The 12,426-nt window shown below is 37.5% G+C and carries 14 protein-coding genes and 1 other annotated feature; of the genes, 2 read left to right on the top strand and 12 right to left on the bottom strand.

What is annotated here, in order from left to right:
• Window positions 1–179: 179 nt before the first annotated feature.
• From hisI to hisZ, 8 genes are all read right to left on the bottom strand, one after another.
• Window positions 180–485 (bottom strand): phosphoribosyl-AMP cyclohydrolase, encoded by a 306-nt coding sequence (hisI, locus tag V192_RS0116335; RefSeq protein ID WP_025873381.1) that lies wholly within the window; start codon window positions 483–485, stop codon window positions 180–182.
• On the bottom strand, window positions 482–1,237 hold the full coding sequence (gene hisF, locus V192_RS0116330; protein WP_025873380.1) for an imidazole glycerol phosphate synthase subunit HisF: 756 nt from the start codon (window positions 1,235–1,237) through the stop codon (window positions 482–484). Before hisF ends, hisI begins: the two co-directional genes overlap by 4 nt.
• Window positions 1,227–1,952 carry a 1-(5-phosphoribosyl)-5-[(5-phosphoribosylamino)methylideneamino]imidazole-4-carboxamide isomerase gene (hisA, locus tag V192_RS0116325; protein WP_025873379.1) on the bottom strand — a complete coding sequence of 242 codons (726 nt, stop codon included), beginning with the start codon at window positions 1,950–1,952 and terminating at the stop codon, window positions 1,227–1,229. The genes hisF and hisA overlap by 11 nt, the downstream gene beginning before the upstream one ends.
• Entirely contained in the window at window positions 1,930–2,556 is a 627-nt protein-coding gene (hisH, locus tag V192_RS0116320; RefSeq protein WP_025873378.1) for an imidazole glycerol phosphate synthase subunit HisH, read from the bottom strand. Before hisH ends, hisA begins: the two co-directional genes overlap by 23 nt.
• On the bottom strand, window positions 2,557–3,141 hold the full coding sequence (gene hisB, locus V192_RS0116315; protein ID WP_025873377.1) for an imidazoleglycerol-phosphate dehydratase HisB: 585 nt from the start codon (window positions 3,139–3,141) through the stop codon (window positions 2,557–2,559). It abuts the gene before it with no gap.
• A gap of 126 nt (window positions 3,142–3,267) precedes the next feature.
• Entirely contained in the window at window positions 3,268–4,584 is a 1,317-nt protein-coding gene (gene hisD, locus V192_RS0116310; protein ID WP_025873376.1) for a histidinol dehydrogenase, read from the bottom strand.
• Window positions 4,581–5,222, bottom strand: a complete 642-nt coding sequence (gene hisG / locus V192_RS0116305) for an ATP phosphoribosyltransferase (protein ID WP_025873375.1) — start codon at window positions 5,220–5,222, stop codon at window positions 4,581–4,583. Before hisG ends, hisD begins: the two co-directional genes overlap by 4 nt.
• Window positions 5,219–6,409, bottom strand: coding sequence for an ATP phosphoribosyltransferase regulatory subunit (gene hisZ / locus V192_RS0116300; RefSeq protein WP_025873374.1), 1,191 nt, complete (start codon window positions 6,407–6,409; stop codon window positions 5,219–5,221). The genes hisG and hisZ overlap by 4 nt, the downstream gene beginning before the upstream one ends.
• Window positions 6,410–6,637: 228 nt before the next feature.
• Window positions 6,638–6,912 (bottom strand) — a binding site (T-box leader).
• Between the two features lie 150 nt (window positions 6,913–7,062).
• Here hisZ and V192_RS21005 point away from each other — a divergent pair.
• The gene (locus tag V192_RS21005; protein WP_051581973.1) at window positions 7,063–8,385 is read left to right on the top strand and encodes a helix-turn-helix domain-containing protein; all 1,323 of its coding nucleotides are present in this window, start codon (window positions 7,063–7,065) and stop codon (window positions 8,383–8,385) included.
• 74 nt (window positions 8,386–8,459) lie between these two features.
• Here V192_RS21005 and V192_RS0116285 read toward each other — a convergent pair whose 3' ends face one another.
• The 4 genes from V192_RS0116285 to V192_RS0116270 form a co-directional block, all read right to left on the bottom strand.
• Window positions 8,460–8,909: an AraC family transcriptional regulator gene (locus V192_RS0116285; RefSeq protein ID WP_025873373.1), complete on the bottom strand. Its 450-nt coding sequence runs from the start codon at window positions 8,907–8,909 to the stop codon at window positions 8,460–8,462.
• Between the two features lie 196 nt (window positions 8,910–9,105).
• Window positions 9,106–9,906, bottom strand: coding sequence for a MerR family transcriptional regulator (locus V192_RS0116280; RefSeq protein ID WP_025873372.1), 801 nt, complete (start codon window positions 9,904–9,906; stop codon window positions 9,106–9,108).
• A gap of 111 nt (window positions 9,907–10,017) precedes the next feature.
• Window positions 10,018–10,485, bottom strand: a complete 468-nt coding sequence (locus V192_RS0116275) for a hypothetical protein (RefSeq protein ID WP_025873371.1) — start codon at window positions 10,483–10,485, stop codon at window positions 10,018–10,020.
• Window positions 10,486–10,653: 168 nt separating this feature from the next.
• Window positions 10,654–11,322 carry a DUF4947 domain-containing protein gene (locus V192_RS0116270; RefSeq protein WP_025873370.1) on the bottom strand — a complete coding sequence of 223 codons (669 nt, stop codon included), beginning with the start codon at window positions 11,320–11,322 and terminating at the stop codon, window positions 10,654–10,656.
• Window positions 11,323–11,551: 229 nt separating this feature from the next.
• Between V192_RS0116270 and V192_RS0116265 the strand changes: the two genes are divergently transcribed.
• Window positions 11,552–12,376 (top strand): dihydrodipicolinate synthase family protein, encoded by an 825-nt coding sequence (locus V192_RS0116265; RefSeq protein ID WP_025873369.1) that lies wholly within the window; start codon window positions 11,552–11,554, stop codon window positions 12,374–12,376.
• The last annotated feature ends 50 nt before the right edge of the window (window positions 12,377–12,426 follow it).

The raw sequence follows: 12,426 nt of genomic DNA, 5'->3' as shown, positions 1-12,426 counted from the left end.
TGGCGCTTTGGGCCAACATCATAGTTTATCTTTTTTCCGAAAGGCTAGCCTGTGGCGCTAGATAATTTTTAAAGCGAAACAGGGTCGGTCAGCCTTGTCTGAAAAWTAGGAAAATAGGAAGGTGGCGCTTTGGGCCAACATCATAGTTTATCTTTTTTCCGAAAGGCTAGCCTGTGGCGCTAGATAATTACATTGAAAAAACAACTATGCTCACCGGTATGGCAAGCAGGTCCGGTCTGTTCAACCGTAATCAGCAAAGTATCTTTGTCACAATCGGTCACGATGCTGTTTACTTTTTGACTGTTTCCACTGGTTTCTCCTTTATTCCACAATTGTTGGCGAGATCGTGAATAAAACCAAGTCGTTCCTGTTTCAAGTGTTTTTTTATAGCTTTCTTCGTTCATATAAGCCAACATCAGTACTTCGTTTGTTTTAGCTTCTATAATGATTGCTGGTAGTAAGCCTTTACTAAAATCAGGCGTCATCTTCGCACCTCCATTCCTCTAAGCGTCATTATCGCTTTTAAGTCGGGAATCTTTACCTCACCATAATGAAAAATACTCGCAGCTAAAGCAGCTGATACTTTTGTTTGTTTAAATACCTCCACAATATCATCTGCCTTGCCACAACCGCCTGATGCGATCACAGGAACATTGACAGCCGCACTTACAGCTTGATTTAATGCAAGATCATACCCTTTTTTTGTACCATCAGCATCCATGCTTGTCAGTAATAGTTCGCCTGCGCCTAACGTCACAGCTTTTTTGGCCCATTCTATCACATCCAATCCTGTATCTTCTCGCCCGCCTTTAACAAAAACATGCCAGGAATCACCCGTTCGTTTTGCATCGATTGCTACAACTATACATTGTGAACCAAATTTTTCAGCACCGTCCTTGATCAATTCTGGCTGCTTTATTGCTGCAGAATTAAGCGAAATCTTATCCGCACCAGCCTGCAACATTCTTTTCATATCCGAAACACTGCGGATACCTCCGCCCACCGTTAAAGGAATAAAGACCACTGCCGCCGTTCGTTCAACGACTTCGACCATCGTCTTGCGGTCATCACTAGTCGCCGTGATGTCTAGAAAAACTAGCTCATCTGCCCCTTGTTCATTATAGGCTTGTGCTATTTCAACCGGATCACCAACGTCTTGTAAATCAATAAAATTAACCCCTTTAACCACTCGGCCATCGGTTACATCTAGACAGGGAATAATACGTTTAGTAAGCATGTTGTTCCACCTCCAGCATCTCAGCTAAAGTGATTGCACCATTGTAAAAAGCTTTTCCAACGATTGCACCATATAGACCTAATTCGGCCAGTTTCACCAAATCATCTTTACTGCTGACACCACCAGAAGCAATGATTTGTACTTCAGGTACAGCTTTCGCTAGCATTTCATAATCTTCAAAAGTCGGTCCAGTTAAAGTCCCATCTTTTGCAATATCTGTATAAATAATCGTTCGAACGCCGATTGCTGCCATTTCCTTGGCCATTTGCACATAATCTGTTTCACTAACATCTAGCCAACCACTAATGGCGACTTTCCCTTTTTTCGCGTCAATCCCTACAGCAATTTTATCGCCATACTTTTTGACAGCAGCCTTAACCAATTCTGGATCTGTTAAGGCTGCTGAACCAATAATGATTCGATCGATGCCAAGCGTGATATAGTCGTCGATTTGTTCCAGTGTACGAATGCCTCCGCCAATTTCGATTTTGAGATCGGTTGTTTTTTTCATTTGTTCGATTAATGAGGCATTTTCTGCTTTCCCCATCAGAGCCCCATCTAAATCAACGACATGAATCATCTCCATACCCGCAGCTTTAAATTCTTGTGCCTGAGCAATCGGATTGTGATTTACGATCGTCTTTTGTAAAAAATCACCTTGAACCAAGCGAACAGCTTTTCCTTCTCTAATATCAATTGCCGGTAAAATTCGCATGTTCCACCGCCTCCTTAAATCCTCTTAAAATCATCAAACCAGCTTCACTACTCTTTTCAGGATGAAACTGCGTTCCGTAAACATTTCCTTTTGAAATCATTGCTGGAATTTTAATTGAGTATTGTACCAGTCCGTCGATCACATCAGGCTCGCAATCCGCATAATAAGAATGAACAAAATAGACATATTCGCCGTCCACTTCTTTCGTTAATAACGTTTTTTTGGTCACCACTAATTGATTCCATCCCATATGAGGAACAGGCAAATTAGGATCATCTGGTAATCTTTCACAAATTCCTTCGATCAATCCTAATCCTTCTGTAAAACCATTTTCCATACTTCCTTCTAAAAGTAACTGCATTCCTAAGCACACACCTAAAATCGGTGTGCCCTTTTGAGCAATGTCTTGGATCACACGAACTAATCCCCGTTGCTTTAATTCCTCCATAGCTAATGAAAAAGCACCTACTCCAGGAAGAATCAACCCGTCTGCCTTTTGGATTTCCTGAACATCAGCAGATATTTTATTTTCTAATCCTACATAATCTAAAGCTTTTTGAACATTTCGCGTATTCCCAGTATCGTAATCAATGATAATAATCATCTATAGAATTCCTTTCGTGGAGTTGATTCCTTGGATGGACGGATTTTCAGTGATTGCCTCTCTCAGAGCTCGCCCTGTGGCTTTAAATAATGCTTCTATTTTATGATGGGTATTTTTCCCATGTAAAATTTTTAAGTGAAGATTCATTTGAGTATTAAATGCCAAAGCTTGGAAAAATTCTTCTGTAAGCTCTGTATCAAAATCCCCAAGTTTCGGATTATCAAAAGCTGCATCAAACACTAAATAGGAGCGTCCGCTTAAATCCAATGAGGCCATCCCTAAAGACTCATCCATCGGTACAAAACTGGTCCCATAGCGGTTGATTCCAACTTTATCACCTAGTGCTTCTCGAATACATTGTCCTAAAACAATCCCAACATCTTCTACCGTATGATGACTGTCTACTTCTAAATCACCTTCTACTTTGACTTCTAAAGAAATACGACTGTGACGGGCAAACAAAATCAACATATGATCAAAAAAACCAACTCCCGTCTGAATAGTTACAGGCTCTTGATGATCTAAATCCAGCCGTAACTCAATTTTTGTTTCTGCAGTTTCTCTTTTTAAAGTAGCTGTTCTCATGATCTTTCTCCCTCCAATTTAAAACCTAATCAAGCTAACGAAACAACATAACTTAGGGAAACAATTTCTTTCCCTCACCTCGCACTAAGCCTACTCTTGCGATGAGTATCGTAGGAACAATAAATCTTAACCCATGGTTTCGTTATCTTTCTTGGTACCTTTCAAAGTAAAACGGCATTCAACTGCTCTGGCATGTGCTTCTAGCCCTTCTTTTCTCGCCAAAAGTGCAACTGCATCCTTAGCATCTGCCAACGCTTCTTTCGTATAGTAGGTGACTTGACTATACTTCACAAAATCATATACACCTAATGGAGAATAAAATTTGGCTGTCCCACTTGTGGGCAATACATGGTTGGTTCCAGAAAAATAATCTCCTACAGGTTCTGAGGCATATTCTCCTAAAAAAATAGATCCGGCATTTTTTATATCATGTAAATAGCTGATTGGATCATTTAGCTGTACTTCCAAATGTTCTGGTGCAATCTTATTCATGATCGTAAACATCTCGGTCACAGATGGAGCAATAATGATACGTCCATGATCTTCAATTGCTTTTGCTGCGATTTCCTTACGCGGCAAAGTCTCAAGTTGACTGTATAGTTCTTTTTCCACTTGCTCGGCGAGTACAACTGAATCGGTTACAACTATTGCTCTGGCAAGCGTATCATGTTCCGCTTGGGACAGCAAATCCGCTGCGATATAAACTGGATTTGCATCCTTATCCGCTAAGATCCCGATTTCAGAAGGCCCTGCAATCATATCAATGCCAACTAAACCAAATACTTGCTTCTTGGCTGTAGCCACAAAGATATTACCTGGTCCGACAATTTTATCAACTTTTGGAACCGTTTCTGTTCCTAATGCAAGTGCAGCGATTCCCTGAGCTCCACCGATTTGAAAAATCTTATCCACCCCTGAGATTTTAGCCGCTGCTAAAATCACATCAGGAATTCCAGTAACACAAGGCGGTGTGATCATAACTATCTCTTCGACTCCTGCGATTTTAGCTGGCAAAACGTTCATCAATACAGAAGAAGGATACGCAGCAGTTCCACCTGGAACATAAACGCCCACTCGAGCAAGCGGCAACACTAATTGTCCGCGTAACACACCTGATTTTTCTGTATCCATAAAATCATATTGCTTTTGCTTTTTATGATAACTTATAATATTTTCTTTAGCGGCTTCTAGAGCTTCGATGACTTCTTTTTCTACTCGCTGATACCCTGAATCGATCGTCTCCTTTGAAATAGCTAGATCCTCTAGTTCAACTTGATCAAATTTTTTAGAATAATCCCTCAATGCTTGGTCGCCATTTTTATTCACTTGCTGAATAATTTTTCGGACTTGTTCTTCTACCTCTTGATTGTCTTCAAGCGTAAGCTTACTATCTTCATCCAAAGCGGATAAAATTTCTGCAGTACTTCCTGTTAACCACTTCATATTTTTGCTCCTTCCTCAATCACAGACTCCAATGCATCAAACAATTGAAAAATCGCTTGGCGCTTACGCTTTAGCATTGCTTTATTTACAATGACCCGCGCTGAGACTGGACAAATATCTTCAAAAATTTCTAAGCCATTTTCTTTTAATGTCGTTCCTGTTTCAACAATATCAACAATGGCATCGGCTAAGCCTAAAACAGGCGCGATTTCAACAGAGCCTTCAATTTTAATGATTTCAACATCTTCCCCTTTTTTACGGAAATATTCGGAAGCAACTGTTGGGTATTTTGTTGCAATACGCTTTCGTTTATAATCATCCGGCTGGTAATTTTTAGTGGAGGCAACTGAAAATTTACATGAACCAATCTTTAAATCCAACATTTCATAATAGCCAAATGGATGCTCAAATAAAACGTCTTTGCCAACAATCCCAATATCCGCCACACCATGACGGACATATGTCGTCACATCAGCCGCTTTTACTAAAAGAAACGTAAATCGCTGATCAGGGCTAGTAAAGATCAGCTTTCGTTGTTTGTCCTGCATAAATGAAACATCGATTCCGGCTTGTTCAAATAAGGCTAATGTTTGTTTTTCTAAACGTCCTTTCGTCAATGCAATGGTTATTTGTGTCAAATTGGATCACCAACCTTTATCACCTGTATTTTATCTTGCGTTACTTCGATAATTTGCTGATACTGCCATTTTTCTCCATATTTTAGTGCTTCATCTAATGTTTCAAATAGTGATAATTGGTAAGTAGGATGCTCTTTTACTAGTGCTTCAGCTTTGGCAAGTTGGGTCAAAGAACTGTGAACTAATGTCGTTGGTTGATTTAAAGCTGCCAGATTATTGAGTTGATACTGCAAAGCGACCAATGTATCTAAATTGATTCCTAATCCAACTGCTGGAATCACCGGATGTCCGAATTGCTCTGCCAAATGGTCATAACGTCCACCTCGTAAAAAAATATCTGGAACTAAATCAGCATACCCACTAAACAAAACACCTGTATAATAATCCATCAATGCAACCAATCCCAAATCTACAGTTAGCGAAATTTTTTGATGATAGGTCTTAACAATTCCCATCAACATTTCTAATTCCTCGATGACCTGTATAATGGCTGATTCCTTCGGCAAAAGCGTTTTTGCAATTGAAAGTACCTCATCTGCCTCTCCAAATAGCTTTGGAATTGCACAGATGAATGCATCTAACTCACTTGGATATCTCTCTACAAATTGCTTGAGATCCGTTAAGCTTTTATGATTAAAATAAAGTTCAAGTTCTGTTTTTGCCGCTTCATCTAACCCAAGTGACCGCACAATCAAACGGAAAATTTGAGCATGGCCTAATTCAAAATGAAAATTAGGGATCTGCAGTTCTTCTAAAATTTCAACAGCACAGGTGATACATTCGACTTCTGCTTTTAAAGAAGAATACCCGACCAGTTCAATTCCAGCTTGAGTCAATTCATTTTGCTCTCCTAGCATGTCATCATTTGAGCGAAATACTTTGCCACTATAAGATAATTTGAGCGGAGGCTGAATACCAGTCGTTGCAATCACACGACCAATCGGCATTGTCATATCAGGTCGTAGCACCAATAGCCGACCTTGCTTGTCAAAAAAACGATAAAATTCTTTTTCATTTTTTTCTTCGCTGTAAAACACATCTTCAAATTCGATTACTGGTGTATCAATGCGTTGGTATCCTCTTTTTTTTACAATATCATTGACTTGTTTTTCTAGTTGATAAGCCCCATTTGCTTCTCGGAATAACTTATCTTTTGTTCCTGATGGTAAACTGCGATTCCATTTCATTCCATTCCCTCCTATAATTAAAAGATGAAAGAGCTGACTGAGCTTTGGTAGGTAAATTAAGAACCTGTAACGGAGGTATTTCCCCTCTATTCATTTTTTCCTTTTACCCAAAGTCTTCATTCCTTTGAGTTTTCACTCTTAGAAATTGAAGCAATCGGAAGAAAGCGTAGTGCTAGAGAACACCCAGCTTTCTTCCAACCAATAAAAAACGCCCCCTTGCAAATAAGCCAAGAGGACGAGAAAATTTTCACGTGGTCCCACCTCAGATTCGCTTTCACTTCACAGCAAAAGCCTCTGTTAGTTAGATAAACTAATGAGTGATAACGGACTCTCCGATTTTTCCTACTAGATTTAGAAAAGTGAACAAATCTCGTTACACTAAACTTCTTCGTTCAAAAAAACAACTTACAGGCGTGTTCGATGATGATTCGCTATTTCCTTGCAGCAACCGGAAACTCTCTAAAACGAATCCCTCCATCTACTCTTCTGATCATCGTTATTTCATTTCATTCTCATATATTTCTAAACAATTTATCACGAAAAACAAATATAGTCAATAGTTTTGAGGAAATTTTATATTGCGCACTAGAGGAAACCTTTTTCTTGTTAGAATCATGTATACTCTAATTATTCATGAAAAGAGAGGACAGCCTATGCCACCAGAAGTATTGACTTTGTTATTAAACGAGATTGAAAAAAAACTGCACACCCCACTTACAGCTGAACGTTTAGCGGAGCAAGCAGGTTATTCAGTTTACTATTTTTATCGCCAATTTTCTGCTGCTGTAGGGATGTCTTTATCAGCTTATATTTTAACTCGCAAATTAAAAAGAGGCATCTATGAGATAGCTTCTGGGAAAAAAGCGGTCGATGTTGCTTTTTCTTATGGATTTGATACCTATGCTGGCTTTTATAAAGCGTTTGTGAAAGAGTTTGGTTGTTCTCCTAAAAAATATTTAACCCTTTACAAAAATGAACTGGATAACTCAAAACAAAAGGAGATTTTCTTTATGCACTTAAATAAGCAAGAATTAAAAAACGTTTTAAGCAATTGGAAGCTTGATTGGGCCCCAACAATTGAACAAAGCTCAACAACAAATGGGCTTCACCAACCAAAAATGGTTTGGAAAGTGGGCTCAGATAATTATCTGCATCACACTATAGATCGAAATGGTGAGTTAAAAAACATTGCGATTGCTGAAGCTTTAGACAAACAAGGTTTAGCCTCATCCTTACCTATTCCGACAATTGATGGCCAGCAGTTTATTGAAAATGACGGGCTATTTATTTTAAAAAAAGGCATCAAAGGCGATCCATTAGCGATTCAAACTATTTTCGAAACAGATACCTATGCCTTAGCTTATGGTACCGCGATCGCTCAGCTTCATAATGCTTTTATAGCATTAGAAGAACGCATTTTATGTGATCCTTCTGATTTCTTTAAAACGGTTACACAATGGGCTCTACCTGATGTAAAAAAACAAGTCAAACAATGGTCCTTAGAAATTCCTACCGCTTTTTTTTCAGATTATCCTACTGCGTTTGGTCTGCTGTACTCAAAACTTCCTGTACAAATTATCCATCGTGATCCGAACTTCGAAAATATTTTGTTTTTAGAAAATAAAGTTAACGGTTTTATCGATTTTGATTTAGTTGAGAAAAACATTCGCTTGTTTGATCCTTGTTATTGTGCAACAAGTATCTTGAGCCAAACGCCAGTAGAAGATTATAATGACTGGTTGCCTGTACTCGCGATGATTTTAAAAGGCTATGACCAAAAAAATCCATTAACAAAAGCTGAAAAATCCGCTATTTTTTATGTTATTTGCGGTATCCAAATGATTTGTGTGGCCTATTTTGGTGATAGGGATAATGATGATCTTACGTTTAAAAAATTAGCTAAAGCAAATCGAGAAATGCTAGCGTTTATTATTCGAAAGCAAAAAGAAATTGAGGCTATTTTCACTCAGGATTAAATGACTCAACTACTATTAAGATGAAGTGGCACACTAAAAAAGCACCACTTCATCTTACGTTTTTTACTTTCTAATCAGTCGATTGGCACACAGAATTCACAATTGCCTAAAGCAACTTGCTTTACCGTATATCTTTCTAAAATCGGTCGCTTGAAATCAATCACAAACGAGTTTTCTTCTTGAAGTTTTTTCTTGCTAAACTCTGTCCAAAAATGTTGAACTGCTTCTTTAGTATGCTTCACTTCAAAAATAGCATATTTGCCATTTTCAAGCACGGTCTCCTTCATTCCTTCAATTGGCTTTTGTTCCGCTGCCACAACAACACAAACATCATATAGGCATTTTTCTTTTGGTGTAGCTAAATCACTCCAAGCAATTCCATAAATAATCGTCTCTTGGCCAAACATGTTTTCTTCCTTTAGTTTTTCCTTTAGCCTAATCATCAGCTCCTTATTGGCTTTTCCATAGGGACCGATTCGTCTTAAATAAAAAATTCGTTGGCAGGGTATTCTTTCAATGTTCATTATTTAGCTCCTCTTTTATTTTTTGAGAGGATATTGATCAACGTCGTTCTCAAATACAGCGTAAATCCTATTAAAATAATTTTCAAGGTCTATTTTAAAATTTTTTTAATTTGATGCTTACGAACAAGAAACAGCAATCCAACAGAAAAATTATCTGGCGAATTGCTGTTTTTTGTTACGACTTAATTTATTGCATTCAGAGTGCTACTGGAAAATAAATCTCCACTACGTTTTTATTAGGGTCTGTGGTATTTGGATCGGTTTGATAGATTTCAAAAGGTGCCCCGTTCATTGTATATCCTTGCTCTTCTATCCATTTTAAAATCTTACTGTAGACAGAAGACAATTCTTTGTATGGTCCGGTATACGTAGACATAGCACATAAACTTGCTGGAAAAACTCTTGTTTGTTCATTTTGTTCAGCAATTGGTACGGCTAATTCCATGTCACTATTTTCAGGATCAAAGTCAGGACTATGATAAATCGTTAATGGCGGGCCTGTTGGCGTAAATTTTTCTGTTGTGAGACGACCAAATAATTCCCCTATATATTTCCCGTACTCATTTACATTCATTTGTTTTCTAAAGTACAGAAGATTCATTTCAGGAACCTCCGTAAGTTTGACTTCGATTTCATTTAGATAAGACATTAGTTTGTTTCCCCCTTCTAGCGTTGTTAAATCATCGGTGATCCGCTTCAGCAATAGGGAATAATCATGCATTTTTTGTGAAATTTCGGCTTTTTTCTTATGGATTGTTACTTGAAGCAATGTTTGATCTTGCTCACTTTCCAGGACCTGTTTGATTTCATCTAAAGAAAATGTATATTCTTTTAATCGTTTGATCAAAAGAATCGTTTCAAGTTGTCCCACATCGTAGTAACGATACCCACTTTGGGCATCTATAAAATTTGGTTTCAGTAGATTGATTTCATCATAATAACGAAGCGTTTTAGGTGAAACTTGTGAAACCTTTGAAAAATCACCAATTGATAGCATAATTACCTCCTAAAGTTTGATCTGTATAGATAAATAGGTTGTTCTTTGTCTCGAGACATTCTTATCATATAGCTTCCAGTAAGGGGAGAGTCAACAACTGTTTTACATTCTTTATTTGCCTTTTTCTAAAGTGACAACAGCGTAATTGAACAATTCAATCACTCTTGAAACAAATAAAGCCTTTGTTAGCGGCTTATCCGCTTTAAACACACTATGAGCCTCTTTAAAACGTTTATCGATCGCTTTATAGTGGGGAGAAGCAACATGGAAATGCCCGTTCTTTTCAAGAATTTTATGATATTCACCTTCAAAATCAAGGCTTTTTGCTAGTTTCGTTAACATTTTTGCTGATAGCATGATTGTACTTTGCACGAATTCTTCTTCTACTTCTTCAATAAAATAACTTTGTTGAGCATCGATAAAATATAGGTCGCCATAGACGATGGGATAACTTGTTTCACCAATTTTCAAGAGACCATTTTCAGCAAACAGTTGAATGATCTTAACATTTTCTTGCTGTTCTTTTCGTGAAATCATAGGTGCTTCTGTTTTGTACTCGCACCAAATATCGTTTCTCATAAAAGTGTCCTTCTTTCTTTTAGCATTTATTACTTTTTTAACATAATTTTTTGATTTAAGCAATTAGCTCTGGAATATAAAAAAGGCTGAGATATAACTCTTCTAGTTATATCTCAGTCCCTAAAAGCTACTAAAATATTTGTGACTCAGTCACCTTACTCTGTCACATTAAAGGGTACTTATCTTCCCTTTAAACTCAATATAATCCGTCATAGGTGTAATGAATTTCACTTGATTTTCAGATAGATAGACATTAGGTTTATTTTGATCATCGTAAACGAGCAATTCCAATTCCATACTAATTGCAGCTGCCAAAGATAGATCTGCCGTAGCAAACATAAATGCTTTTGCTTGATCTTCAGTTAATTTACCTAGATCAAACTGAGCCTTGATCAGGTCCCATTCACTACCCTCAAGTCTTTCTCGAATCACTGCGGCATCTGTGATCACTTGACTCGGCTCGCCTAATTTACTGATTACTTGTTCTTTATTATATTGTGAATAGTCTGGAACAAACGCTGATATATTCCCTTCTCCTGATGATTGATAGCTTACTTCCTCGTCATCATCTTCTGGATTTGGTACAAATAGTTGCCCGTCAGTTTCCACTTTTTTAACTTCTTTTTTCTGACTACTTTCGCTCGTAGTAGATGGCTCCGATGTTTTCTTCGCTTTGCTCTTTTTTTTGACGGTTTCTTTCGTTGTGCTCTCAGTCGTACTACTAGAAACACTAGTCTCTGTCGATGTACTGCCAGATGTTGAATCTGCCCCATCTCTCGTTGTGCAGCCACTCATTAAAAGCACAAGCACCCCACAAAATAATACAGTTTTTTTCATTTTTTTCTCCTTTATTAAATAATTATCCAACCCTTAGTCAAGCTTATCATAACTCTAAAATAAAGGAAATAGACGATCACATATAATCAATTAAAAATACAAGACAAGGATCAGGTCGATTTGCCACACATTGAGATGCTTCATTCAAAATTGCTTAGAAATAAGATTGCCTAAGTATCTGCTCTTTTGTTACACTCTTCTTGTTAGATATTAAAAAGAAGGTGCATGTATGAACTATAACTTAATAAATGAGTATCATATTGCTGTCCCAACAGCATTCTATAACGATGAAACCTTAAACATACAAGATACGCTCGGACATATTCTCTATTTACAAGGTGTTGGTGTCCGTTCTGTTTTAGTTTGTGGATCAACTGGAGAGCAGCATAGCCTGACTTTACAAGAAAAAATATCCATGTTAAATGCTATAGAAAAAGAAACCAGAATCAAAAATGACTTTGAAATTATTTTTGGTGTAGCTAGTATCCGTCAAAAGGAAGCTATACTATTGGCAGAGAATATCAATTCCTCAACTAAAATTTCAGGTGTTCTATTAGGTTTCCCTCCTTATATCCTACCTAGTCAAAAAGAAGCTGTTATTTACGTAGAGAAAATTTCAGACATACTTGATAAGCCAATTATTATCTATAATAATCCAAAACGGACTGGATTCGATATATCGACAGATTCACTTGTAGAGGTCTTTCAAAAAGCGAATATCATCGGTCTCAAAGAAGCCGGAGACAGCACTCGTATTCGTGACTTACGTTCTGCAATCAATAAAGAGATTTATATCTATGCTGGTGGTGAGATCGATCTTAAACAAAAAATCGATCTAGGTTTCAACCGCTTATCTTCTATAGGCGGTAATTTATATCCTTTAGAGATAGAACAGTGGTTTAAATCACTTTTGAACGGCTTCAATCAAGAATTTGCTCGTCAAAATGAACTAGACAAACTATTTGAGACTAGTCCATTGGTTTATTTAAAGAAGGAAATATCAGAGAAAGAACACTTATCCATGGGGATTTCTCGCAGCCCTTTAGGAAACTAGTAACGTAAATAGCTGACTAAAACTAAAAATCAATGGAGGAAAATCTAAAA

It is taken from the genome of Enterococcus crotali (genome assembly GCF_000633635.1).
In the GTDB taxonomy this organism is placed as follows: Bacteria; Bacillota; Bacilli; order Lactobacillales; family Enterococcaceae; genus Enterococcus_L; species Enterococcus_L crotali.
The sequence above is the reverse complement of the archived record's forward strand: the minus strand, read 5'-3'. Positions and strand labels throughout refer to the sequence as shown.